The sequence below is a fragment of the Bacillus sp. SG-1 genome (assembly GCF_000181495.1).
In the GTDB taxonomy this organism is placed as follows: Bacteria; Bacillota; Bacilli; order Bacillales; family Bacillaceae_B; genus Rossellomorea.
This window is the reverse complement of sequence record NZ_ABCF01000037.1, coordinates 1-26,885: the sequence shown is the minus strand read 5'-3', so window position 1 is coordinate 26,885 and position 26,885 is coordinate 1. Positions and strand designations below refer to the sequence as shown.

The following is a 26,885-nucleotide window of genomic DNA, read 5'->3' as shown; positions in this document are numbered from 1 at the left end:
TTTTATGAGGGCGGTAATAGCTGAAGAAACGCTTGATCATAGATGGACACCTCAATTTCAATATTTTAGTAGGTTTATGTACATTCTGATTATACTTAAATTCGAGTGGCGAAGGAATTGTTTTTATTTTGGAAAGGGGGCTCTTTCTATTAGTCTTTTTTCAGGGCGGTGTTTTCGGGGTTACATGTATGTGTTGGCATCTGTTTTTTTAAATTATCAGCGATTCCTGACGGTTTACCCCCGATTTTAGCCGACTTGCTTTTCTACATAAATTAAGCATCCGCCAGCCGGCAGATGCCCTTTATTCGCATAAAATTATTTCCCGCTTAAAGTTCCCTTTTGTTACCACACAGCGATCTTTGATTGTAAAGCCAGCCTGTTCAATAACCCTATCGATTTTTTCAATGGTGACGATCACCAGCTGGTCCGTGAAATGTCGGGCGCTTTCCAGCATATCAAGCTGCTCCTGATCGGTGATGACCGAGCACAAATTATAAGGGAGGTCGATGATGGCAGCGTCATATTTACCTTCTATATCCTTAATATCCCTAAGCGCTACTTCTCCTTGAAGGCGGAAATGTTTCATATTCCCTTTCACTCCGGGGATTACAAGAGGATTGATGTCACTGCCGACGATATCCATTCCCATAGATAAGGCCTCAATCAGGACTGTGCCAATTCCACAGCAGGGATCGATGACCTTTTTCCCATCAGGGTCTGGGGCCGCAATATTCACTACGGCCCTGGCAAGACGGGTACTCAGCGCAGTTGAATAATTGTGCGGCTTCTGTTGGTGCTTCAACCAAACAGCTTCGTTTTTAACATATTCACCGAAAACCCAGCGGCCGTTCACCAGTTTTATCCCAAACAGGATGTCAGGGTCCTGAAGATCGGCCTTGCCTCCGAGACACATACCGACTTTGCGTTCAGCCATCCTCCGTTCTTCAAAACTGATTTCATGAGAGTCTATAAAAATAGGATCCTTTACATAGATGACTTTGAAAGTAGAATCTGGAGGAGGCAAGGTTCTAACGTTTTCAGTCAGTTCCTCGAAGGTGTGTCCCTCGCATAGAACCGCGATGCGCTCCCTTATAAACGGGCTGCGGCTTGGGTCAATTTCGAGCGTACTTTCGAGAATATTCGACTCCGAATCTTTCCCAAAAAGTGCCCGCATCTCCATTGCACAAAGATGCCTCTCATTCTCGTCCCAGGCATAATTATATATATAGTTCATGGATTAACTCCTTTATTACTTTAAAGCACTAAGAGGGACAGTCCCTCTTAGTGCTTTAAAGGGGTAAAATGATTTGATGTTCGTTAACATTTTACCCTATCTGTTTATTTGATGCTTCTTTTTGGTGAATATGCGTATGTAATAATGCCCCGCGCTTGTTGGGCGCGGGGCATTGTTGGGGCTTTTTCTGTTTTAGGTGTACTCCACTGAGTGAGCAAGGGACATCATTTTCTTTTTTTACCTTTTGATGCTGGAATCCACACTTTTTTCATACATCATTTTCACCATCCACACCTTTTGATGCTGGAATCATCCCTCTTTCCATACATCATTTTCACCGTCCACACCTTTTGATGCTGGAATCATCCCTCTTTTCATACATCATTTTCACCATCCACACCTTTTGATGTTGGAATCATCCCTCTTTTCATACATCATTTTCACCATCCACACCTTTTGATGCTGGAATCCACCCTTTTTTCATACATCATTTTCACCGTCCATACCTTTTGATGCTGGAATCATCCCTCTTTTCATACATCATTTTCACCGTCCATACCTTTTGATGCTAGAATCATCCCTCTTTTCATACATCATTTTCACCGTCCACACCTTTTGATGCTGGAATCTTCCTTCTTTTCATACATCATTTTCACCGTCCATTCCTTTTGATGCTGGGATCATCCCTCTTTTCATACATCATTTTCACCGTCCATACCTTTTGATGCTGGAATCATCCCTCTTTTCATACATCATTTTCACCGTCCATACCTTTTGATGTTGGAATCCACCCTTTTTTCATACATTATTTTCACCGTCCACACCTTTTGATGCTGGAATCCGCTCTTTTTTCATACATCATTTTCACCGTTCACACCTTTTGATGCTGGATCATCCTTCTTTTCATACATCATTTTCACCGTCCACGCCTTTTGATGCTGGAATCCACCCTCTTTTCATACATCATTTTCACCGTCCACACCTTTTGATGCTGGAATCCGCTCTTTTTTCATACATCTTTTTCTTATAACACAATAAAGCCACTACAAATATAGCGACTTTTACCACCTAAACAAACTAAGAATAAAAGGAAGACTTTGTAATACCTCTCACCTCAAAGTGTTCTTGAAGTATCCTCCTTATAGTTCTTTCATCTCTAACAATGTTACACCAATCAAGAACCCTTCCTGTCGCCACCTTAACATCAGGGAAAAGTACCTTAAACTCCTCAACACTTCTCAAAACAGCATCAGAACAACTCTCCTTACCTCCACAATATTTACAATAGAACATTTTATGAAAAGCACCATAAAACATCCCACATCCCGGGCAGACAATCCCTTTGCGAAGCCCGTCATAGTTATATTCCGGCAAACTTGCATAAGGCAGTTCCTCAATTAATAGAGCTAACAATCTTTCTGCAAGTTGTATTTCCGAGCGTGTCGGTGTAGAGCCGCATCGCTGCAGCATTTTTTCACGGAAGCGGCCAAGTTGAGCTGGATATACAATTGGTAAATTGGAGGGAACATTATAAAGATGAAATTCGGGATTAACAAATATTAGGTGGGGTTCTACGGTGATTCGCCAGCCCATATTCTTAACAAGCTGGTTTATGAGGGTTTCGGTTTTTTCAAGTTGAAGCAGGGGATTTTTGATTACGTTTCCTTTAGGGGAGTACCATTTGTCTTCTTTGATAGTATAGTCACCTTCAAAGTTTTTGACTTCAAAGATGTGAAGGATTGCAGAGGAGATTCCAAGGGAATCGGTTTGAAAATGGTTGTTGTTTACATTGAGGTTGGCATCATTTAGAAAAATCATGTTCTTAAGCGGCTCTGCCCACTCATCAAACTTCATTTCTCCTTCGTAGCCTTTTTCTTTGTACTGGTAATAACTTTCCTCATTCTCATTAAATTTCATTCTCGGTCTCAGGGCCCTTAATATTTGCAGCTCCCGGGGTACATCGCGTTCTTTTATGATCAATCAGCATCACTCCTATAATGGTATATGTAAATTTTATACAATAACTGCCAGGTAGTCTACCTTTTAAATGAAATTGAAAATATGATTAGGAGAACCTGAATGACAAAGTATAATGTTATACAAATGCGAGTTAGTTCATTTCCCATACAAAAAGACAACACCAGCCGGGAGTGTTGTCCTTTAACGTTATTTACCTTACATTTTAAACCTGCTCGTTAACTCTTTCAGTTGCTCGGACATACGTGCTAAACCTTCAATGTTTGCGGCGATTTCTGTCACTTGTTCTTTTTGGTTGTTGGTGATATCGACCGTGTCCCGCGTGCTTGCAGCTGCAGTTTCAGCTATTTTTGAGTTTTCACTTGCTGCATGGTTGATTTCTTCTGTTGCAGAGTAAAGTTCTTCCGAGGTGGAGGTGACTTCTTGAATTTGGGAAGTAACTCCTTCCATTGCCGAGACGATGGACTTAAACACTTGTTCCGTTTCTTTTACCAGGAGCAGACCTTCATCGACATTTGACTTTACGACATCCATTGTATCGACTGTGTTGATTGTGTCACTATTCATCCGGTCAATAAGTTCCTGGATACTTTCTGTGGATGCTTCAGATTGTTCCGCTAACTTCCTTACTTCAGCAGCAACAACGGCAAATCCTTTGCCTGCGTCGCCGGCCCTTGCTGCTTCAATTGCAGCATTCAATGCAAGAAGATTGGTTTGAGCGGCAATATTCCGGATAATCGTTACGATCGATGAGATTTCATTTGCATGAATTTTAAGGGCATTCAATGATTCTGCCGAACGGGTAACAGAATGATGAATCGTATCCATTTGGGATGTCACCTGCAACAGCTTGCCGTTTCCGTCTGCCACCTCTGACAATGTGCTTTCGGATAATTCTGCTGCTGTAACTGAAGCCTGGGCAATGTAGTGAAGTCCCTGAGACATTTCCTTCACCACGTGAACACTGTTCTCCAACCGGTTATATTGAAGAGTTGAATCTGCTGAAATGAGTTCCATCGTCGCCGCTATTTCCTCGCTGGCCAGTTTGGTTTCATTTGCACGAAAAGATAATGTATTCTTTGTCTCTTCAAGTTCTGCTGCATTCTCTTCCATGTTTCTTATCATCATCTTCAGGTTGGAAAGCATTTGATTAAAGGCCTTCGTCAATTGGCCAATTTCATCTTTACGTTTGGAAGTGAACTCTGTTGTCAGATCTCCGCCGCCAACCGCCTGGACGTTTTGGGATAACTGTTTCAAGGGTTTAGTGATGGTGGACCCGAAGAAATAAACAATGATGACGCTGACCGATAAAATGACAAGGATGATCGTGATGAAGGTTGTTTGCATCTTTTTCAGGGATGAATAAACATCCGTGACATCAATGTCGGCACCCAATATTCCTATCACCTGGCCTTCTGTTGATTTGATAGGAACATAAACGGTTGCGAGTGCTCCGTATTCTTCTGTTACACTCATCTCCGACTGTCTGGTTCCTGTTTCAAACGCTTTTACCATGCCGGGAAATTCCTCAACGGCCTCTTCTACATCTCCCAAACCGGAAGCCTCCTCGGCACCCTGGGGCATACCATCTACCATATACTGATACTCATGTCCTCCATCCGTTTCGACCCGGGCCATGGTATATAAATATGTAAAATTATTGCTCTCCCTGATCTCGTTTAACTGCTCCCGCAATTCATGATAATAAGGGGTCTCCCCTGAACTTGCTGAGATTTCTTCATATCTTTTTAAATCGAAGCCGCTTAGTGCCCCTTCAACAATGCCGATATACTGCTTATTAATCGTGCCTTCTACTAACGCTTTGCTTGATTGGTAACTGGTAAAACCTATTAATATACCAGAAACGATGATCAGCAAAGAAAAAACCACAATGATTTTCCCCTTAATGCTCCTAAGCATGGTCCACCTCTAGTTTGTATTTTTTGTATTATAATGAAATTTTTACTATTTTATAATACTTTAACCAGCTAAAGAACAACAGAGGGAATGATTCGACAAATTTCTCCCCTAGATTACTGTCCGATCACCATTTCATCCTGGCTGCTTTGCATCGACGACATAACTACTTTATTCCGCGTTTTTTTAGCTTCATAGAGAGCAAGATCGGCTGCCTTGATAAGTTTTCCTTTAGGCACAGGCTCCGTATGATTGGAGGAGATGCCCAGCGAAACCGTGATATGTTTGAATGGCATATCTTCAGACCCAAAGAATTCTTTGGTATAAATCGAAGTTCTTACTTTTTCTCCTAATTCTTTTGCATCTTTTATATCCATTTCAGGCAGGATTACGGCAAATTCCTCCCCGCCATAGCGGCATACAAAGGCATCTTCCGGTGTACATTCCACCAGCAGGTCAGACACTTCCCTCAGGAGCGTATCTCCCTGAGGATGACCGAACTTATCATTGTAGATCTTGAAATAATCCAGATCCAGGAGAAACAGACTTACTTTCTCATCAGACTTCAGCAATTCATCAAGCTTCTGCTGAAAAAAGCGGTGATTGTATAAGTTGGTAAGCCCGTCTTTAATCGACAGTTGTTTAAAATCATTGTACATTTTGTAGTACGTGCGGTAGGAGGAAGTAAGCCCCCATAATACAACGGTAAACAGGACGATTCCCATGATTCCCTCAAGCTCGACCACTTTTGTGATTAAGATTGCGAAGGCCATTAGGTTAACATATATAAGAGTCGACTTAACATCTACCGAAATAAGAGTGCGATTCCTAATATATATAAAGATATTTACAAGCACTAAATTAACAAGAGGATAGGCAAAGATATAAGATCCATATGATAAAACATTGTTCAAGTCTATAGAACCAATTTCTCCACCAGTCAGCTGATAAATCCAAATGCCTACATAAGTAGCCAATGCATATTGTACACCATTAAATAGGATCGGTTTCAATGCTGCTGGCTTCGAGGCTACTAATATTACACAAAAAAGCATCAGAATGCTGGATACCGTAAAAAATCCGTATAAAACACCGGGGATAAAAAGTAGGGGGGACACGAAAGACAGTTCCTCTCCATTTGGTAGAGAAATAGGACGCAGCTCAAACACTGCAGCAATAACTGCCAGTAGGATGATAGACAGCAGCTCCATGTAACTCGGAGTATGGTATGAAGAATATGTCAGTACGAAGAATAAACCTAGACATATGTATAAATAAAGGCTTAATAATCTTTGGTTATCTATTTTCATAAGTTCTTACATCCTTCCCAAGGAAGTATTTTTCATCCTGTAAAAGAAGGGAAACATACATATTCATGACCTTTCATGTCATGAATATGTATGTTCGCCAAATTATTTACCAGCTTACTCTCCAACCCGGATTAAAAATAATCAAATCCACTTCCTGCGTATCATCATAGTAGTTTACTAAGTCTTGCTCCAGGTAATCTTTTGAACCATTCACTCGGTTTAAAAAGGATGATTCAAAGTCATAAATGGAATGGCCGTATGCAGATTGGAAGCTTGTTACAATTCCATGGCTTTGCAAGTTAATCAGCAGTTTGTTGATTCCTTCTACACCCCGGTGCTTAATCAATTTATTAACAGCCATGGAATAAAGCGCCTCAACATTATACTCAGCATTCAGTAATTCTTCCTGACCTGCCTGTAAGGAGAACACTCCACCGGAAAGCTTATGCGCTCTTAAGCTCTCCTTGAGTTTGACAACCAACTCCCTCGCACCTTCCGGATCTAATTCCGCGTGTGCAGTAAAGCCGTTATAAACCGAAATTCCTTCCTGAAGCCAAACTGGCAATTTTGCTTCAAGACCTGCTTGATGAAGAACCGTATGAGTGATTTCATGGGCCAAGTAATGAGCATATTCAGCTCTATTATTGAATGCATAGAGTGGAATCCAAATTTTTGTCCCATCCGTAATGCCGCCTGTATTTTCCACTAAATTATTGATATCAGATGTTGGAACACCTGCATTGACCAAGGCATTTCGGTAAGTATTCTTATGGGAGAACAATATTACTTTATAACTTGGATTATTCACCTGCGGTACACTATGTGCAAGCTGGGCAAAGTTCTTTTTGATAGCCGGTAATGCCACTCTATTAATGAAAGCCTCCGTATGATCAACATGCGAGCTAGTAATCCCTCTGTCACCAGCTTCAATGGTACCATTCCCCGTTCTTACAGATAGAGAAGTGCTGATGTCTGGTAAAGATTTGTCTCTTTGCAGGCTGTGGTGATGAGCCTCCGTGTGGCTGTCAGTGTTGGCAGAAGCAGGGGGTGTAAAAGCGAAAACTGGTGCGATAACGAGAGCTGCAGCTGCAGCCGTAATCATTTTTTTGAATTTCATCATTTAGTTCCTCCTCCAAGTCAATTTGTTTTTTTATTTTTGGGATTATATTTTATCTTGATTGCACTTCTCACAAATGTTGTGCTGCCTTCCATACCCTTTCACCTCCTGATAATAGAATTGATGTGCTATATATCATGTTGCCTGAGACTATCAAAATAAAAAACGCTATACCCGGGTGGAATAGCGCTTTACATGCTATTCGGCAACCCGGCTGTCATAGTGACTACTGTCACCTTAGACCCGCGGCTTTGTGCCCTCACCTTTCGATAAGTTTACCTTTTCGTCGCTCTTATTCAGTTTGCTTGCTGATACTGTACTAAATAGCTGCTCATCTCTTCCTTTGGGAGGGGCACGCTGATGTAGTAACCTTGTAATGTGTCGCAGCCGAGGGAATCAAGTATTTCCAGCTGGCTTTTATTCTCTACGCCTTCAGCAATGACTTTTATGCCTAGTGCATGGGCAAGATTAATAATGGCTGTAACGATCTCCCTGTTATCTGAGTCCAGGACCAGCTCTTTGATAAAAGAGCGGTCGATCTTCAAAGTGTCAATCGTCCACTGTTTTAAGTAGCTTAAGGAAGAGTATCCCACCCCAAAATCATCCAGATGGATTTTCAGTTTGGTGTGTTTAAAATTGTTAAATACATTTTTAAATTTGTTCGAGTATTCCATGGCACTGGTTTCAGTTATTTCAAGATTGATGAATTCCGGACTCAGTCTATTTTCATTTAAGATATTCATTAACTTCTCTTGAAGTCGGTCATCTTTGAACTGCTGTGCAGAGAGATTGACAGACATGGATAAGGAAGTAAATCCGAGGTCATGCCATTTCCTTAATTGCCTACATGCCTCCTTGATGACCCATTCTCCAATCTGCCCGATCAAACCGATTTCTTCTGCAAATGGAATGAATTCGGCAGGCGACAGGATACCTCTCGTAGGGTGATCCCAGCGGATCAACGCTTCCAGCGAGTTGATTTCGTTAGTCTTTGTATCTACCAATGGTTGATAATACAGAACGAATTCTTCAAACTCTATGGCCTTCCTTAGGTGATTCTCAAGCACCAGCCTTTCGAGAACACTGGAATTCATAGTTTCATGATAGTACTTATAGCAATTTCCTCCGGATTCCTTCGCTTTGTACATCGCCTTTTCCGCATCCATGATGAGTGATTCTGCATCACAATTTTCACCGTTATTCGTACTTACACCGATACTCGGGGTTATGAATAGTTCAAACCCTTCCACTTGAAACGGTTCGCTGAAAGACTCCAGGAGCCTGTCCGCAATTTGATCGATGTCCGCCGAGGAACGGAGGCTTTTAAATACGAAAAGAAATTGATCTCCTTCCAGCCGGATTAAACCATCGTTTTGCCTTATATGCGCTTGCAGCCGTTTAGGAATCAGATTTAATATTTCATCCCCATACCTTCTGCCCAGTGAATGATTGATATTTTTAAATCGATCCAGATCAAGAAGTAGCACACTTACCAAGGTTCCGGTTTTAACAGAGAGGTTAATCGAATCCTGAAGTCTTTTATAGAAGACCTTCTGACATTGTGTGTCCATTAAACCTTCAAGACAGGAACCCTCTTCACTGGTACTCTCGGAGTATCTATCATTCACTAATGCTATGCAGCATGTTTGGTTATTATGCTGAATTAACTGCAGCTGGATTTTCGCATAAACTTTCGAACTCTCACTCATCTTGATTTCAGCATAAAACGATGAGATATTCAGTTCTCCATCTATTAGTTGTTGTACAGCATAACGAAATTGGTCTTTGTCGTTTTTCCCAAGCAGGCCAAGGAACGTGCGGCCTGAAAAATAATTCTCTTGTTCCGGATATGTAATGAGTTCAAATGTCTTTAATGAGAAAGTAAATATTTTATGAATATTTTTAGGTGAAGTTATAACATTGGTGAGATTCATCTTGGCGGGGGTGATCGAAAGGTTCTCTGTATTAACCATGCTTTGCATAACTTCCCTCCCTTCTTTCCAATGGCATCAATCAGCATCTATTTGCGGGTATAATTAACTATATATATTTAACCAGTACTCGCTGAGTTAAAACTCATAATAGGACTTTGTTACTATTATTAGCTTAATTTAATTTTCAAACTATTACAACAAAAAGTTTTCGACTTTGTTTTACAAAATCTGGTGTGTTTTCTAATTTTAAAGGATAATCCGTCTTTAACATCATCCTGATTGCAAAATGGATGACTGTATTTGACGATGAAGATCATAAAATGTCGTCAAAAGAAATAACACCCTGCAGTCAGCGAGGGTGTTATTTTTATAAGGTTATTTCTGTATAGATTGTTGTTTTCGGAAAAATCCCTAGTGCCGGATTTTTCTCTCTGAACAGGGAGAGTAGCTCTTTTCTTCATGCCTTACCGGGACATTTTGTGCGAATGATGTCTATATTCTTCGAAATTCATATTAAATAGCAACAAAGTTTAAGAAAAGAGCATTTTATAAAGCTATTTAGTTGAGGCACTTTGACTTTCACGGATATAGGCTTCCAGCTGTTCAGGCGGCAATGGCCGGCTGTAAAAATATCCTTGGCCGATACTGCATGAATTTTGTAAGAGGAAGTCAACCTGCTCTTCCTCTTCCACCCCTTCAGCAATAATGTTGAAGTTCATGTTATGACCCAAGTCAATGATCGTCTTCACGATGGATCCGTTCTTAGAATGTTTAGAGTGATCAATAATATCATCCACAAATGATTTATCGATTTTGATATGGTCGATCGGGAGGAATCTCAGGTTGGTCAATGATGAGTACCCTGTCCCGAAATCATCAATACTTATGGTTACACCTAAATTTTTCAGCTTGTTCAGTATTCTTGAAGATTTCTCGAAATCCTGCATGATACTCTCAGTGATCTCTAACTCAAGCAAGCTTGGCTCCAGACCCGTATCTTTCATGGCTTGTTGAACGTGCTGGACAAAATCGTCATCCTGCAGCTGTCTCACTGATATATTGACTGCAACGGAAATGCAGCCAATTCCGCTTTTCTTCCATTCTTTGCTCTGCCTGCAAGCTTCCCAAAGGACCCACTTACCAATCGGAACAATCAATCCCGTCTCCTCGGCAAGCGGAATGAATTCCGCTGGAGAAACCATTCCAAGGGTAGGATGTTCCCAACGGATCAGAGCTTCCACTCCCAGCACCTCGCCTGTTTCCAAGTTGACTTTTGGCTGATAAAACAGGACCAGCTGCTGAAGTTCAAGCGCTTTCCTGAGTTCATTTTCCAAATCCATCTTTCTCGTGGTATTCCTATTCAAGTTGCGGTTGTAGAACTGGAAATTATTTTTCCCGCGGTCTTTAGCCAGGTACATCGCTGTATCCGCATGTTTGATCAATGTTTCCTGATCCATCCCATCATCCGGATACATGCTTATTCCGATGCTTGGTGTCACAAAGAAGTCCTGTCCGGATATATCTATTGGCTTTGTAAAGCTTTGCAGAATTCTCACGGATAGGGAGGCAGCCTTTTCTTTATCACTATTGTCGAGAAGAAGGATGAACTCATCCCCGCCCTGCCTGAATACCTCGCCTTCTTTATTCAATACATCAGTCAGGCGGTCTGCTACTTTTACAAGTAAGCGGTCACCTGTAGAGTGCCCCTTCGTATCATTGATGACCTTAAAACGATCCAGGTCAAGAAAGAGAATGGCCAATGATGTAGAAGGTGAACTTTCGAGCAATTTATTCAGGCGCAGCTTAAACATATTTCGATTCGGAAGGGAAGTCAACGTATCATAATAAGCCATTTCCCGGATGGTTTCCTCCGTTTTCTTCCGCTCGGTAATGTCCCTTCCGACGATTTGAATCGCAGGCTTACTGCCGTACAGGATAGGCATCGCAGATACTTCAGCATCAATCTCAACACCATCAAAACGTGTGGCTTTGATCTCAAAGATAAGGTTCCCCGCTCTTACCCGCTCACTGTATTCAGAGATGGATTTTCTGATCATGCCCACATCTTTTTCACTTGCCACCTTGAGGATGTCTTCTCCAATCAACGAGTCTGGATCTTTGGCTCCCAGCACCCTGCTGCCTGCTGCATTCATATAGACAAACTTCCCATCCCTGATCACCGCGATGATGTCAGGAGACATTTCAACCAGGCTTCGATATTGGTCTTCACTCTCTTTCCTGTCGGTAATATCGAATAATACACTGGAAAAATAGATGAGATTTCCTTTTTCATCGAGAGTCGGAATCCCCCTGTCCTGAATCCAGCGTACATTTCCGTCTGGCTTGGTAATCCTGTATGTACTTGTACAGGTTTCTCCATTCTGAAGAACTTCCTGTCTGCCTTCAAGACTCTGCAAGTCCTCGGGAAGAATGACCTTTTTCCATAAATAGAAGTCTTTATAGAAATCCTCCATTTCTCTTCCATATAGCTTTTCGATTCCCTGAGTGATCAACAGATTATTAGACTTCAAATCATGAGACCATATCGCAACATCCACAGATTCAAAGATATGATTTAACTTCTGGTTGCTCTCACTCAATTCTTTCGTTGTCTTAAAGATGCCCTTTAGCATGAAATAAACTAAAGAGAGCGTTGTAATGGTCAAGGCAATCTGTATAAACAGGTTAAAGAAGTTCTCCACTGGAAAATATAAACCAAGGATCAACTGCACGATCTGTATAAAAACAACAATAAAGACAATATTCATAAATGAAGTGTTCGTTTTATAACCCACAATGTTTGAGCTCCCACTTATAAAAGTTTCAACTAAAAACCGTTTTGCTTACTAGTATATAGTATCGACAACATACAATAAACAATTAACAAGTTAGACTATTATAATTAGTCTAACTTTCTAAAGAGCGTCAAACAAGTATTTTCTTATTAAAGCCCTTTAACGCATTAACGCACGAAGAGGGACAGTCCCTCTTCGTGCGTTAATGCGTTAAAGTATCATGATAAATCCCTGATTTCCGTTACTGCCTCACACATTTTGGCATACATCAATTCTACTCCTTCTTCCGTGGCTTCGAAATTATACGCATTTTCAGCACTGATCCCCAGGTTATCTGCTTCTTGAGCCACATCAATATTTGCCCCCATGAAAATGAATTCCCAGCGGTATTTTTCCTGCTGATGCTTAATCATTTCTTTTATTTTTTCATAGGAAAACTCACAGCTCGCATTTTCCAACCCGTCCGTCGTAATGGCAAAGATGACTCTTCCCGGCCGTTGGTCTTCAGGAGTGCCTGCAAGTCTATGTCCTACCTCCACAATCGACTTTCCTACCGCATCGAGCAATGCTGTACAGCCTCTGACATAATACTCCTTTTCCGTCAGCTTCACTTCCTCAGCTGCTGCCCCTTGCGACAGGACCTCATACCGATCATCAAACAAAACGGTCGTGACACGTGTTTTCCCTTCCGCTTCAGATTGTCTTTTGACGAATCCGTTAAAACCGCCGATTGTATCTCGTTCAAGTCCTGCCATAGACCCGCTTCGATCAAGCAAAAATACCACTTCAGTCAGGTTTTTATTCAATTTGCCCATCTCCTTCAACTGGTTGATGGTATAATCATACCTGACAACATCCATAATTTGGTCGCCTGATAAGCGACATTTACGTTTACGGAGGATGATTTCCATGATTGATCAAAAACTCCTTACAGAACTGAAGGAATATATACAAATTCACCAGGAAGAAACCCGATTGTTCGATGTCTTTGAAGCCCCTTTTCATACGGATAGCGACCTGCTTGATCATGCGAAATATAGTGAATTGGAGGATTTCATCAGCGACAATGAACAACCTTCTTTCAGGGAGGAATTGTTCAGATTAATTGATGAAAAAGGTCTGACAGATCCCGAGGTTTACAAAAGAGCGGGGATCGACCGCAAACATTTTTCTAAAATAAGATCGAAGCCTGATTACCATGTCGGCAGAAACACCGCGCTTGCTTTGTCACTGGCTCTTCAGCTTAATATGGAAGAAACAGATGAACTTTTGACCTCAGCCGGCTATTCCCTTTCCTGCAGTGATACTTGCGACCTTGTGATCAGATTTTGTATAGAGAGAAAAATCTATGATGTTGACTTGGTGAACCAGGCACTGGATTCCCTCAAGTTGAAGCCTTTGACTGGGTGACGGAGTGTGCTTTAGTACGTTAGAGCACTAAGAGGGACTGTCCCTTTTAGCGTGATAAAGAATTAACGCACTGAGGTCCTCCTCAGTGCGTTACGGTGTTAAAGCTTTCATCGTTACTTCGACATATACCGACAATCCTCGTGCGGTGCCTGTCACCAGGTATCGAGGTCGGCGGCTTCGGTAATCATTTTGTACATTTCCCTTGTCGGTTCCAGCGGCTCCACTCCCAGATCGGCATTCAGCACTTTTTTGCATTTGTTGTACCACTTGATTGCCTGCGGCCGGTTATTTTTCTGATAGTAACAGTACATCAGCAGCCGGTACGCTTCTTCCCACGTATCCTCTTCCATCAGGATCCGTTCACACCAATGGATGCCAGTTTCGAAATCCGAAAGTCTGACGGATACTTGTGCAAGCATTTCAGCCGCCCGCAGGAAAATAACCTGAAGCCGCTCCCTTTCCGTCAGGCACCAATCGGCAAACCGGTGATCGGGCAGGTAATCTCCTTCATACAGCTTCAATCCCCTCTCCAGCAGCTCTTTTGCCAGGACGGGGTCTTTCTCGGTCAAGCCTTCGGTAACCCACTCCTCAAACAAAATGGTATCCAACTGATACACAGCGTCTGGATTGATGCCATAGGAAACGCCGGTCCTCTTGATAAAATAAGATTCTTCACGCGCTTTGCGATGCGGCTCGATCGTCTTTAAAAGCGAATTCAGCGAAACTTTGAAACTGCGGTTCGCCGAATCCTCATCTTGATCAGGCCAAATTTCCCGAAATATTTCTTCTCGGTCAATCAATTTATTTTTATTCGTAATAAAAAACTCAAAAAGCTCTTTTGCTTTTCCACGCTGCCAGTCGCTCTCATTCACAAACCGGTTTCCCAGCTGAATCCTGAATTTACCCAATGTCTTTACTTTCAAGGTGTATCCCGGGTGGTTATCCCTCGTGGCCAGATCCAATTCCGATATATACGAGCTGTGAATATGGTGCTTTTGCGCTTTTACCAATAAAGGGACAAAGTTCTGGATATCCATAGGACCAAATGTTGTCCTTCTCGTCAGGAAGTAGTGATATTCCCCGATTTGCAATTCGTTCAGGAACTGCCTCATCTCATCGCAAAAATTTTCTTCCTGCTCCGTCTCATATGCAATATATGCCTTCCAAAAGGAGGTCAGCATCATGCCGTACCGGTCTCCGCAGCCCTCAAACTGATTTCTTACTTCCACCAGCACATCATAGGCGGCTTCATATTTTCCACAATAGATGGCGGCAATCCCCATACAAAGCTGAATCAGGCTGGACAACCAGACATCCTTCACCCGCTCTGTTTCATATAACCCTTTCTGCCCCGCTTCTATCGCTTTTTCATATTGTCCCTGTTTCCCCAGCAAGATGCAGAGCCCCATGTACGGCTCGGCCTTACCCCGCGGAACATCGATATTATCCATAATTTCAAGGGACGTTTTATAGCACTTCTCTGCCAAAAATGACTCGTAGCGTTCAATCAGTTGAACCGCATGTCCCATTCTCATCCAGCCGCAGGCTTCCACGAAGGGGGATTGGATGTCCATCCCCAACTTCAGCCCCTGCTCGGCATATTTTTTACTTTCCTCCGGGTTGCCCCTGAAAGCCTCGATGATCGACAACAGGATATCGGTTTCTCGATGAGATTGAGAGATATGAACATTGCTGGAATCCATACTGCTGTTCTTTCTTTTTAAAAGAAGATCCCTTGCCTTATTGAGCCTTCCGGTGCGCAAATAGATGCGCGCCTTTAAATTCCCCTCTTCCAGCGGCAGATTCAGAGATTCGGCCCTCTCATACCATTTTTTCGCCTTCACGGCCTGCCCGGAATTAAGCAGATTTTCCGAAAGGAGATGGTACAGCTTGGCCATTTCTTCCCTGCTTTCATTCGAGTTTTCCCTCAGAGCGATGGCCCTCTGCAGCACCCGCTCGGCCTTATCCGGCTGGATGGTATCGAGATAAATCCTGGCGATACCTTCAAGTGCAATACTCACCAAGTAATGATCGCCTGCCTCTTCCCCGCTCGTGATGGCTTTCCGGTAACAAGATTCAGCCCAATCATAGGAAGAACGGAGCCGGCTGATTTCCCCCTGATAAAACCATAGCGTTGGAAACTCGTACTTCAACTCTTCCGGAATAGGTTTCAGATAATCCAGCAAAGTTTGCAGTTTTCCTTTCTGGAGAAGCTCCCTCCCATGAAGGCTGATGACCCTGGCACCGTAACTGTATTCGCCAACCTGCAGATAATGATGAAGCGCGTTTTCAATATTTTCTTCTTCAAAAAATTGAGCCGCTTTTCGATTCAGGTTAATGTAATCCTCTTGCCGTGTCCGCCTCAGCCTGTTTTGCAAAAATTCCTTGAACAGCGCATGATACCGGTATTTCATTCCATCGATTTCCTGAATGAATACATTCTGCCGGGACAGCTTCTGTAAAACGGATTGGGCGTCTCCCGTACCAAGCACCGCATCACAAACATCCGATGCGAGTTCATCCAGTATGCTTGTTTTCAACAGAAATTCCTGTATGGCAAAAGGCTGTTTGGACAGGACTTCCAACGCTAGGAAGTCAAACAGGTCCTGCAGTGTTTCTGAACGGTTATCAAGAAAACCGCCCGGCATATCACTATTGCGCATATTACCGACAAGCATATGGACAGCGATGGCCCAGCCTTCTGTCAGCTGATGAATTCTCTGCAAATCCTGTTGGGTGATGGTGATTTCATAAATGTCCTCAAGCAAGTGCTCAATTTCATCCATGCTCAACATAAGATCCTCCTGCTTGATTTCAAGCAGTTCGGCTTTTACTTTTAAAGAAGTCAATATTCCCCAGGAGGGCTTGGTGCGGCTCGAGATGACTAAATGCAGGTTTGAGGGGATGTATTCAAGGAAGTGTTTCATCCACTTTTCAATTACCATGGATTTCTGGACATGATGATAGTCATCCAGAATGACCACAACCTCATCTTTCAGCCCGACCATTTCATTCACGAACATGGAAATAAGGGACCACATTTGTTCATCGCTGATATGCTGATGGAGCATGTCCAACTCTGCCAAAACAGGCGACCCGAAGGCAGGAATTTTTGCCTTTATGGCATGAACAAGCTTTGTCAAAAACGGGATGATATCATCATCGTTCGGCGAGACAGAATACCAGCAGGCATCATTGTGGATATCATGGGCGAACAGGATAAGAGCCGTACTTTTTCCGTAACCTGCCCTTGCATGCAGAAGTGTCAGTGGATATTTGGGGATGGAGGCGAGTTTTTTATGAAGGCTCGCACGCCGCATGAAGCTATCCTTCACAGGCGGGGGCATTAATTGACTTTGTATGACCGGTATGGCTCCCATTGATTTACCTCCTTCCTTATAAAGAATAATGAATTTGGTGATCGTTTGATAAAAAAGACATTTATGATTCATGGCTATTTAACATTAAAATTTGTTTACACAAGGTTGCTTGGAGTCGTGCACCTTGAGCGGAAATACTGCTTCATCCAAATAGCAACAATACTTACGAAAAGAGCTTTCAACAAATTCCATGCAAAAGGACTATCTAAAGCAGAGGTATTCCAGGATGTTCATCAACATTTCCAAAGGACATCTGGGTCTGCTGCGCTCAACCCCACTGTACAATATATGCCATTATCATCTGGGCCTGTACAAATTTTTTCTTTTTCATTATTAATTCTATATAATCTGCTGGATTCCTTTTTAAAAGAACGAACATCAATAGTATCCTCAAGCCGCGCTTACTTCATCTGTAGATTAATTTCGGGGGGGGGGGGCCGGTGTTATCGGTGGTCTTCTTGATTTGTCAGCGATTTTTTACTTTTATCGTCGATTCCTGGAGTTTATCAGCGATTACTCCTTTTTCACATATTCCAGCGTTTTCCGGCCACTTCTCTTTGATTTGCACTCCCTCGCATCTTCAGTCAAATCCCCCCCCTCAAAACCAACCTAAAACAAAAAGCATCCGCACACATTCTTCAGTGGCGGGATGCTTTCATTACGTTACCTTATCCAGTCGATTTCGGAGCTCGTTCTTGTTGATTTTACCGACATGGGTTTTCGGCAGCTGATCAACAATATAAAAGCATTTCGGTATCTTGTATTTTGTTAACTTTCTCTTGCAGTATTCCTGGAGTTCTTCGGGGCTTAAGCCGGTGCTCCCTTTAGCCGTTACAAACGCTACAACTTTTTCACCCCATTTTTCATCCGGGATGCCGATGACCGCCACTTCATCAACCGTGTCATGAGATTCAATCCAGTATTCGATTTCTGACGGATAGACATTTTCCCCGCCGGTGATGATCATATCTTTTTTCCGGCCGACGATATAGTAGTAGCCGTCCTCATCTTTTTTCGCGAGGTCGCCGGTACGGAACCAGCCGCCCTGCCAAGCCTCCCTGGTTTCGTCATCTTTTTTCCAATAGTATTCAAACAGGTGGCTGCCGCGCAGGTAAAGCTCCCCGACTTCATCGGCTCCTGCTTCCAGGCCTTGTTCGTTCACGACCTTCACTTCATTGAAAAGCATTGGTTTTCCGACTGAACCTTGACGCACGACAGCTTCCTTTGGATCGATATAAAAATTGTTAGGTCCCGCTTCGGTCAGTCCATATCCTTCTTTGAAGGCGAGTCCTTTACTGTTGAAAGCTTCATAGATGCCTAAGGGACAGGGCGCTCCTCCAGACAGGAATACTTTCATATCAGGGAATTTCGCTTTTTTGAAAGCTTTCGTTCCGGTCAGCATGTGGTACATGGTCGGTACGAACAAAACGATGGAGCATTTATAATCGATTAGGTCTTTCACTGCCTGGTCCGGATGAAACCCCGGGGACAGGACCACCGTGCCGCCTGCGACCAGGATCGGAATGGATAAAGCATTCAATCCGCCGGTATGGAACATCGGGATGCTGGTCAGCGTGGTATCCCTGTCGGTAAGATTCCAGCTTACGATCGTATTGACGGCATTCCACATGATTGACCGATGAGACAGAACAGCACCTTTGGGATGCCCCGTCGTCCCTCCCGTATAAATCATCGCGAGTGGGTCGGACTCCTCCAAATCAAGCTTCGCAGTGATTTTAGAGGTCGCAATTCCTTCCAAATAGTGATTAGAATCAATCTCAATTAAATAAAAATCCTCCTGCAGCTCACTTGCCTGCTGGATAAAACTTGTCTGAACCCCCATGATGGCCGGGGCTGCATCCCTTACAACAAACTGGAGTTCATCAGTGGAAAGCCTCCAGTTCAGCGGCACGAATATCGCCCCGATTTTTAAACAAGCAAACATAAAATCAAAATAGCTTACATGGTTTTCAGCGAATAAAGCGATTCGGTCACCTTTTTTCACTCCCTGTTCCAGAAACAGGCCCGCCAGCCGGGACGCACGTTCGTTCAGTTCGCTGTATGTCCAGGAATCCTTTGTAACGGAATCTATGACTGCGCATTTTGCCGGAAATAACCCGGCTCTGCTCTTCACCCAATCGATTTCGTAGCTCACTCCAATCTCTCCTCTTCTACATCATGATTCCTCCATCAACGTGCAGCACATGGCCATTGACATAATCCGATTCATGGCTCGCCAGGAACAGGTAGGCATTCGCGATATCTTCCGGTTTCCCGAGGCGCCCCATCGGAACCTGAGCTTTCATTTTCTCGATGACTTTTTCCGGAACTTCGGCTACCATGGCGGTTTCGGTAAAGCCCGGTGCCACGGCATTAACATTGATTCCTTTCCTGGCAAGTTCTTTCGCCCACGTTTTGGTCATCCCGATCACTCCGGCCTTGGCAGCCGCGTAATTCGTCTGTCCGACATTTCCGTAAGTGCCTGTCACCGAAGAGGTGTTGATGATTTTTCCTTTGCCCTGCTCTGCCATATATGGCAAGACAGCCTGGGTGCAGTGGAACACACCTGTCAAATTCACATTGATGACCTGCTGAAACTGGTCCACCGTCATTTTTGACAGCATCGAATCTCTTGTAATTCCGGCGTTATTAATGAGGATATCGATCTTACCGAATCGCTCGGCGACATTTTCCACCAGTCTGTGGACACTTTCCCTGTCAGAAACATCGACCCTAATAAAAACAACTCCGGGGTTTGCTTCCACGGCTTCCTTTCCTGCTGCTTCATTAAAATCTGCAATCACAACCTTAGCGCCTTCCTTCATAAAAACTCTCGCGGCTTCAAGGCCGATTCCATTCGCAGCCCCTGTAATGATCGCCACTTTATCCTGCAGTCTGCTCATACTTTCTGTCCCTCTCTTTCTAAAAGGCTCTTTTCTAAAACTTTGTTGCTATTTAGTATAAAGTTAAAGAGATATAGCCATATTTCATACGAATCACCTTGGTAAACAAGAAAGAAAAGAGCTATTCCCCCTGTTCAGTTAGATAAGCCCCTGTACCCGAGGGGAAAATCCGGCCCTTTGGATTTTTCCGATAGCAACAATCTTTACGAATTCAGCGTTCTAAAAAACCTTCCATATGTTCCAGGAGTCCGCCCAGATCATCAATCAGAGGCGAATGCCCGCAATCTTTTAACTCAACGAACTCTACCCTGCCCTCGTAATCCTCGAGTAATTCATTCGTCATCCGCTCAGTGACGACCAAATCCCGCTCACCGCTAAGGATAAGAACCGGTATCGTAATCTTGCTGACTTCTCCCCGGCCTTTCGTCAAACCGTTATCATGATTGCTGATATTGAATAGATTCAAAGCTTGATAGACTTCTGCCAGGTTTCGCTGGGTACACATATCCTCTAAGTATTTTTCATATCGGTCGGGCTCCGGCTTTTTATCCGTGTAGATAAGGGCATCCCAAATTGCCCTCAATAATGCATGATTTTTCTGGTCATATGCTCCCTGCACAGGGATTGTTTTGCCGATATCCTGCTTTACTTCATCAATCGTTCGCAGCCTGTTGTCTGGATCTGGAAGACCCTGTTCATTGCTCCCGTAAAACGGATAGCCGCGGGTTGAGGCAGAAGCGACCAGCAGGAGCCTGCTGCAGTAACCCGGATGGTCGATGCAGAACTGCTGGCAGACCGCTCCTCCGAGTGACCAGCCGATCAGTGCGAAGTCAGACAAACCCAATTCGTCTGCAAATTCTTTCAGGTCATCTGAAAAATCTTTGATGGATTGGATCGGCCTGCGGTAAGAAGACTCTCCAAACCCCCTCAAATCAATTGCGTATAATTTATATTTTTCATCCATATTCTCAAGGACCAGATCCCAATGCGCAGAGGAGGTCATGTTGCCATGGACGAGCACAACAACTTTGCTGCCGCCTTCCCGTTCTCTGTATCCGATCGTTTCCCCGTTCTTAATGGTGACTTTTTTCATCGTAATTTCTGCCATTCTATCTCCTCCCTTTCATCCCCAGCGGATGACGTTTGCTCCCCATGCATATCCAATACCGGCACTGACCAGCACGACGATATCCCCCTTCTTCAGCAAGCCTCTTTCTTCAGCCAGCTGCAGGGAGATGATCTGGTCCATCTGGCCGATATGGCCGTAGTCTTCCAGATAAATAGATTTCTCATGCCGGACCCCCAGTTGATCCAGCACATAGTTGTGCGCAGACCTTTTCATATGCAGGATGGCAATGTAATCAATATCCTCCTGAGTACAGCCGCTTTTCCTTAAGGCTTCCCTGATGCACTTCAGGAAATTGTCCATCGACTTCTTCTCCAGGCGTCCTTTCATGCCTTCCGGGTCAGGTACATCCAACTGGTAAAGTCCAGCTGCCAGGCTTTCTGCTGTCAGCGGTGATTTTGTTCCGCCGACAGGCACGACGACATCTTCGGAAAATGAACCGTCCGTGATGATATGGCTGCCGAGGATGAAGTTTTGCTTACTATCCCTTTCGAGAAGCATTGCCGCTCCCCCTGCCCCGAGGTTATACATAAACCTTGTTCTCGGATTCTCGTAATCTATAAAATCCACATTCCGATAGCCGCCTGCAAGGAGGACAGTTTTAATATCAGGATCAGCCGTCATCATATCTCTGGCGATTTTGACCGCCATTATCGTAGTTCCGCAGCGAAGGGCTATATCAAAAGCAAAAGCATTCACGGCGCCGACTTCCTCCTGCAGCTTGATGGCTGCCGTCCATAATGGATATTCTTTGTACTCCTCTCCGATATAGATGACCAGGTCGATTTCAGCCGGATCAATCGTTGCTTTTTCAATGGCATCCCGGGCCGCTTTGATTCCCATTTCACAAGTATGATCGTCCGGACCGGGCAGCGGCTTTTGTTTGATCCCTAATTTTTCGATGACGATATTCTCCGGCATACCCGCTTTTTCCGCCAGTTGGGCTGCGGTCATTTTTCGTTCCGGAATGTATACTCCCAAGCTTTTAATCCCGGCTTTCATCTCCGCTCCTCCTCTATCGGATTTTCGAGCCCTTCCACTGTCTCTTTCATATATTTCATCGCTTCTTCAAATGAATCAAAGGATAGTTCGTTTTCTCCTTGAACATGAGTCAGTTTAATTCGATAGTCACGCTTGCCTGAGTCCATCACATGACAGCGGACGATAAATGATGTAATGAGCTGGTTCAATCGGCATCCCCCTTTTAACCGGCAATTTTCTTGTCTGAACTCACTGCCTTGTCATGGCTCTTACCGCTTTTTTTCTTAAATATACCTTGGAGAGTCCCGGCAATTCCTTTTGGAAAGAAGATAACAGCCAGTATATATACAGTTCCGAAAAGAATGATCCATCTTTCGAAAATCCAATGAACATCGGATAAGCCGGACAGCCAGTGATGGGCGAATTCGACGAGGGCAGCCCCAATGATTGGTCCAATCAATGTACCAACGCCTCCGATGATGGTCATCAGCAGGGCATCCAAGGTCACCTCTGTGGCAAAAACACTTGTATCGACGAATCGGAGAGTCAGCATATACAACACACCGGAAATGCTTGCCACGACTCCGGAAACAACACTGACAATGACTTTATAATGAAGCACTTTATATCCAAGTGATTCGGTTCTTCCTTCATTCTCCCGGATCGCCAGGAGCACCCTTCCAAGCGGTGATTCAGTAAACCGCTTGAGGCCGAAGAACACGAGCACCATGACTGCGAGGCATGTCAGGTAAAGAGTCGTCCGGTCCTTGAGAGCATCAGGAACCGAAAAGGTAAACCCATCCGCTCCTCCTGTAACACTTCGCCACTTTTCAGCAGCAACCAGGAACAGCCCGGCCAGTGCCAGTGTGAGCATTGCGTAAAAATGGCTTTTCAAACGAAGCGTCAAAACCCCGACAATGAAGCTGACGATCCCTGCCACGACTACTGCAATCAAGATGCCAAGCAGCAGCGTCAGCATCGTGGGCTCCTGCTTATTGAACATGACTGCCGTGGAATAGGCCCCGATTCCGAAGAACATGGTGTGACCGAATGAAACAATCCCTGTATAGCCGAGCAGCAAATCATAACTCATCGCGAAAATTCCCAGGATAAAGACCTGCATCATCAGAAACAGAAGACTTCTTCCGGTTACCATAAAGGGAAGAACTGCGAGCAGGAAAGCGATTATGAGATAAATCCATGTACTGTGGTTCATGCGCAATGCTTGCATTGATTTTTCACCCCTTTACCTTAAATAGTCCCTGCGGCCTGAAAATCAAGACAACGGTCATCAGCAGCATATTGACGGCCAGCGATAAAGCCGGAACATAGTAGGCCATGTAAGCTTGTGCAAGACCGACCAGAATGGCTGCAAGCAGTGAACCAAGGAAGCTTCCCATACCTCCGATGACCACCACGATGAAGGCGAGGATCCCGAACTCCAATCCCATCTCCGCGTAGATGACACCTGAATACGGAGCCATCAGCATTCCGCCAAGGGCAGCCATTGCCGCACCGACCATGAAGACAAGCATGAAGACCACGCGAATGTTGATTCCCAGCGTCTGCACCATTTCTTTGTTCATAACGCCTGCCCGCACAATCAGGCCGATTTTCGTTCTTTTTAAAATAAATGAAGTGACAGCAAACACAATAAGTCCGACAAGGATAATGAATAATCGATATTTGATCAGGATGACATCGCCGATCATAAAACTTCCCTCTAAAAACGGGGGAGGATTTGCGGCTTTCTGGTCAGGACCGAACACGACTTTTATCATTTCGGACAAAACGAGCATCAATCCCAAAGTGATCAAGATTTGCTGCGTATGGTTCCCGTATACCGGCCGGATGATCAAATACTCGGTCGCCGCCCCGAGAAGGAGACCGGTGATGATGGCGACAATGATTCCGAACCAGAAGGATTCCGTCATGTTATAGGCCCAGACTCCGCTGAATGCCCCCCAGACGAACAACCCGCCGTGAGCAAAATTAAGAACATCCATCAGACCGAAAATAAGGGTAAGGCCTGCCGCCAGCAAAAAGATGAGCATCCCTGTGGCCAACCCGTTGATTGTTAAGCTGAAAAGTAAATCCACATCCACACCTCCTATGCAATCCCAAGGTATTTTTTCATCATGACTTTATCCTGCTTCAGCTCACTCATCAATCCTTTATGGACGGTCTGCCCGTCATCGATGATATGAAAGCTGTCACCGATTTTGCTTGCCATGATAAAGTTCTGTTCCACAAGCACGATGGTTGTTTTTTCTTTCATCTGCTGAATGGTTTCCATCACTTTTTCTACAATGATCGGCGCCAGTCCCTTACTCGGTTCGTCAATCAGCAGCAGTTCATTGTCATTGACATACGCACGGGCTATCGCAAGCATCTGCTTCTGGCCGCCGCTGAGCTGGCCGCCGGGCTTATTCCAGAATTTTTTCAAATCGGGGAACAACTCAAGGACCCAATCCAGCATCCTGGCAGACTTCTCATCTTCCTTTTGTATCGCCACCCGCAGGTTTTCCCCTACTGTCAAATCTGAAAATACCCCTTGGTCTTCAGGAACATAGCCGATTCCGCTTTTGGCTACCATATACGGCTTCCATTTTTTTATTTCTTCTCCTTTGAACTTGATGCTGCCTGCGGTTGCAGGGTTCAGACCCATGATGGTCCTCAGTGTCGTCGTTTTCCCGGCACCGTTTCGGCCAAGCAGGACTGTCACCTCACCTTTGGGCACTTCAAAAGAGATATCATGTAAAATATGAAACTGGTCAATATGTGTTTGCACGTTTTGGAGCTCAAGCAAGGTGTTCATCATACAACCCTCCCAGATAAGCAGACTGAACGGTTTCATTCTCCATAATTTCTTCAGGACTGCCTTGTGCCAGCAGCTCCCCATGGAACAAGACCATGACTTCATCCGATAAATCAAGGATCATATCCATTTTGTGTTCAATCAGGACGATCGTCTGGTCTCCCTGCTTCTTGATTTTCTTGATAACCTCCAGGATTGCCGGCACTTCTTCGATCGACATGCCCGCCGTCGGCTCATCGAGGAGCAGGACATCGGTTTCCAGCGCAAGCAGCATCGCGATTTCCAGCTTTCTTTTTTCCCCATGTGCGAGGCTGCTGGCAATCGTGTTCGCTTTCTCCTTGAGGAGAACCATCTCGAGGAGATTTAATGCTTTTTCCTTCATTGATTTATAGTGTTTATAATGGGCGAAAACCTGATATCTCACCTTCTGCTGGGACTGCACAGCCAGCCTTACATTTTCCAGCACGGTCAGGTTCGGAAAAACATTGGTGATCTGGAAGGATCGGCCGATGCCTTGGCGGGCCCTGTCCGTCGGAGTCAAGGAAGTAATGTCATTTCCTTTGTAAAAAATTCTTCCTTCGGTCGGAGAAAGCTGGCCGCTTAATAAATTGAATAAAGTCGTCTTTCCGGCTCCGTTCGGCCCGATGACCGAAGTGAATTTCTTTTCCTGTATGGACATGGTGACCCCATTAACAGCACGGTGGCCGCCAAAATCGATCGATAAATTTTCTGATCTGAGAATGTCTTGCACAGAGTTCACCTCGTTTCTTTTTTGTGGAAGGGTCTTTATTTGCGGGTTTAAGGTTCAGGCTTGGGGGCTGCCTCCCATGTTTGCGAGGGGCATCATTTTCTGGGTTTCTCGTTTTGATGTACCCCGCCTGTTTTTACAACACACGTAACTATCAGTTCCCAGCGAGAATACATACCCTCGCCAACAAGTTGACAAGGGTATCCTCACATCAAGTTATTGATTTAAAATCGGCGGCTCTGTTTCTTCCGGGGTCAATACTCGTTTCAGCACCGGTACCGGGTAGTCAAAGCCATCTTTTTCTTCAAGGGTGATGGCATACAGTGACTGCATCGCCTGATGGTCTTCAGGTCTGAATGTCATAGTTCCTTTTGGTGTTTCAAAGCTCATTCCTTCCATTGTCTCGATCAACTTGGCTGAATCGGTATCACCTTCTGTATTCTTCAGGGCTTCCACAATTGAGATAGCGGCACTCATTCCGCCCGGAGTGAACAAGTCAGGGACTGCTCCGTCAAAACGTTTTTTGTGCTCTTCCACCAACCAGTCATTAACTTCATTGTCGGGAAGGTCGTGATAGTAAACTGTGAAACCTTCCATGCCAACCAGCGGTTTCATTGTCGCAAGGGCTGCAATATCAGGGGCGCCTGTGGAAATCTTGATTCCCTGCTCCTGAACTTTCATATCCGCAATCTGATTCCAAGGTGAGTTGGCACCCGCCCAGATAACAAACAGATAATCCGGTTTGGAATTAATGATCTTTTGGATGTTCGCTGTGAAATCAGTTGCAGCCGGATCGGCATATTCTTCATGAACAATATCTGCGCCCAGATCTTTAGCAGCTGTTGTAAATGCCGCTACGCCATCCCGGCCGAAAGAGTTGTCCGGAGCAAGTGTCACGATTTTAACTCCTTCTTTGGCAATCGCCGCAGCACCCGCAACGGCATCCTGGGAAGAATTTCGTCCTGTACGGAAGATATATTCGTTGAACTCTGAGCCTGTAATACTGTCGGCTACCGCCGGTTCGACCACCATGATTTTCTCGTATTCTTCAGCAAGCGGGGTTACCGCCAATGTATCACCTGAGCTTGAAGATCCGACAAGGAAGTCAACCTTATCTTCTTCCAGCAGCTTGAGGGCTTTCTGTCTAGCAACCTTTGGATCTGTTTCTGTATCTTCATAGATGATTTCGATTTTCTTTCCTGCTATTTCACCAGTGCCATCTGTCGCAAAATCAA

At 44.3% G+C, this 26,885-nt stretch carries 20 protein-coding genes and 1 riboswitch; of the genes, 1 reads left to right on the top strand and 19 read right to left on the bottom strand.

Features of this window, described 5'->3' with window-relative positions; all coding sequences use genetic code 11:
* Window positions 1-301: 301 nt before the first annotated feature.
* From BSG1_RS13460 to BSG1_RS13425, 8 genes are all read right to left on the bottom strand, one after another.
* Window positions 302-1,234, bottom strand: coding sequence for an RsmD family RNA methyltransferase (locus tag BSG1_RS13460; protein WP_006837632.1), 933 nt, complete (start codon window positions 1,232-1,234; stop codon window positions 302-304).
* Between the two features lie 1,077 nt (window positions 1,235-2,311).
* Window positions 2,312-3,214: a nuclease-related domain-containing protein gene (locus BSG1_RS13455; protein ID WP_006837629.1), complete on the bottom strand. Its 903-nt coding sequence runs from the start codon at window positions 3,212-3,214 to the stop codon at window positions 2,312-2,314.
* Between the two features lie 195 nt (window positions 3,215-3,409).
* Window positions 3,410-5,131: a methyl-accepting chemotaxis protein gene (locus tag BSG1_RS13450; RefSeq protein WP_006837628.1), complete on the bottom strand. Its 1,722-nt coding sequence runs from the start codon at window positions 5,129-5,131 to the stop codon at window positions 3,410-3,412.
* A gap of 113 nt (window positions 5,132-5,244) precedes the next feature.
* A complete protein-coding gene (locus BSG1_RS13445; protein WP_044022902.1) occupies window positions 5,245-6,438 on the bottom strand; it encodes a GGDEF domain-containing protein in 1,194 nt (397 codons plus the stop codon).
* Window positions 6,439-6,544: 106 nt separating this feature from the next.
* Window positions 6,545-7,558: a hypothetical protein gene (locus BSG1_RS13440; RefSeq protein ID WP_006837626.1), complete on the bottom strand. Its 1,014-nt coding sequence runs from the start codon at window positions 7,556-7,558 to the stop codon at window positions 6,545-6,547.
* Window positions 7,559-7,756: 198 nt separating this feature from the next.
* A riboswitch (cyclic di-GMP riboswitch) is annotated at window positions 7,757-7,845 on the bottom strand.
* A gap of 6 nt (window positions 7,846-7,851) precedes the next feature.
* Window positions 7,852-9,537 (bottom strand): putative bifunctional diguanylate cyclase/phosphodiesterase, encoded by a 1,686-nt coding sequence (locus BSG1_RS13435; protein ID WP_006837625.1) that lies wholly within the window; start codon window positions 9,535-9,537, stop codon window positions 7,852-7,854.
* Window positions 9,538-10,043: 506 nt separating this feature from the next.
* Complete coding sequence (locus tag BSG1_RS13430; protein ID WP_232214237.1) at window positions 10,044-12,284, bottom strand: bifunctional diguanylate cyclase/phosphodiesterase; 2,241 nt, start codon at window positions 12,282-12,284, stop codon at window positions 10,044-10,046.
* 218 nt (window positions 12,285-12,502) lie between these two features.
* Window positions 12,503-13,144: a vWA domain-containing protein gene (locus BSG1_RS13425; RefSeq protein ID WP_232214236.1), complete on the bottom strand. Its 642-nt coding sequence runs from the start codon at window positions 13,142-13,144 to the stop codon at window positions 12,503-12,505.
* Between the two features lie 49 nt (window positions 13,145-13,193).
* On the opposite strand from BSG1_RS13425, the gene BSG1_RS13420 reads away from it, so the two are divergent.
* On the top strand, window positions 13,194-13,694 hold the full coding sequence (locus BSG1_RS13420) for a hypothetical protein (RefSeq protein ID WP_006837622.1): 501 nt from the start codon (window positions 13,194-13,196) through the stop codon (window positions 13,692-13,694).
* Window positions 13,695-13,846: 152 nt separating this feature from the next.
* On the opposite strand, the gene BSG1_RS13415 is transcribed toward BSG1_RS13420, so the two are convergent.
* The 11 genes from BSG1_RS13415 to BSG1_RS13365 form a co-directional block, all read right to left on the bottom strand.
* Window positions 13,847-17,074, bottom strand: coding sequence for a BTAD domain-containing putative transcriptional regulator (locus BSG1_RS13415; protein WP_044022901.1), 3,228 nt, complete (start codon window positions 17,072-17,074; stop codon window positions 13,847-13,849).
* Between the two features lie 658 nt (window positions 17,075-17,732).
* Entirely contained in the window at window positions 17,733-19,229 is a 1,497-nt protein-coding gene (locus BSG1_RS13410; RefSeq protein ID WP_006837619.1) for a class I adenylate-forming enzyme family protein, read from the bottom strand.
* Between the two features lie 16 nt (window positions 19,230-19,245).
* The gene (fabG, locus tag BSG1_RS13405) at window positions 19,246-19,977 is read right to left on the bottom strand and encodes a 3-oxoacyl-ACP reductase FabG (RefSeq protein WP_006837618.1); all 732 of its coding nucleotides are present in this window, start codon (window positions 19,975-19,977) and stop codon (window positions 19,246-19,248) included.
* 211 nt (window positions 19,978-20,188) lie between these two features.
* The gene (gene phaZ, locus BSG1_RS13400; protein WP_006837617.1) at window positions 20,189-21,085 is read right to left on the bottom strand and encodes an intracellular short-chain-length polyhydroxyalkanoate depolymerase; all 897 of its coding nucleotides are present in this window, start codon (window positions 21,083-21,085) and stop codon (window positions 20,189-20,191) included.
* A 15-nt stretch (window positions 21,086-21,100) separates the two neighbouring features.
* Window positions 21,101-22,105 carry a 3-oxoacyl-ACP synthase gene (locus tag BSG1_RS13395; RefSeq protein ID WP_006837616.1) on the bottom strand — a complete coding sequence of 335 codons (1,005 nt, stop codon included), beginning with the start codon at window positions 22,103-22,105 and terminating at the stop codon, window positions 21,101-21,103.
* Window positions 22,102-22,293 (bottom strand): hypothetical protein, encoded by a 192-nt coding sequence (locus BSG1_RS13390; RefSeq protein ID WP_044022900.1) that lies wholly within the window; start codon window positions 22,291-22,293, stop codon window positions 22,102-22,104. Before BSG1_RS13390 ends, BSG1_RS13395 begins: the two co-directional genes overlap by 4 nt.
* 14 nt (window positions 22,294-22,307) lie before the next feature.
* Complete coding sequence (locus tag BSG1_RS13385; protein ID WP_006837614.1) at window positions 22,308-23,315, bottom strand: branched-chain amino acid ABC transporter permease; 1,008 nt, start codon at window positions 23,313-23,315, stop codon at window positions 22,308-22,310.
* Between the two features lie 7 nt (window positions 23,316-23,322).
* Complete coding sequence (locus tag BSG1_RS13380) at window positions 23,323-24,183, bottom strand: branched-chain amino acid ABC transporter permease (RefSeq protein ID WP_044022899.1); 861 nt, start codon at window positions 24,181-24,183, stop codon at window positions 23,323-23,325.
* 11 nt (window positions 24,184-24,194) lie between these two features.
* Complete coding sequence (locus BSG1_RS13375; RefSeq protein WP_044022898.1) at window positions 24,195-24,902, bottom strand: ABC transporter ATP-binding protein; 708 nt, start codon at window positions 24,900-24,902, stop codon at window positions 24,195-24,197.
* The gene (locus tag BSG1_RS13370; RefSeq protein WP_006837611.1) at window positions 24,886-25,653 is read right to left on the bottom strand and encodes an ABC transporter ATP-binding protein; all 768 of its coding nucleotides are present in this window, start codon (window positions 25,651-25,653) and stop codon (window positions 24,886-24,888) included. Before BSG1_RS13370 ends, BSG1_RS13375 begins: the two co-directional genes overlap by 17 nt.
* Window positions 25,654-25,866: 213 nt before the next feature.
* A partial coding sequence (locus BSG1_RS13365) for a substrate-binding domain-containing protein (RefSeq protein WP_006837610.1) occupies window positions 25,867-26,885 on the bottom strand: 1,019 nt, incomplete at its 5' end.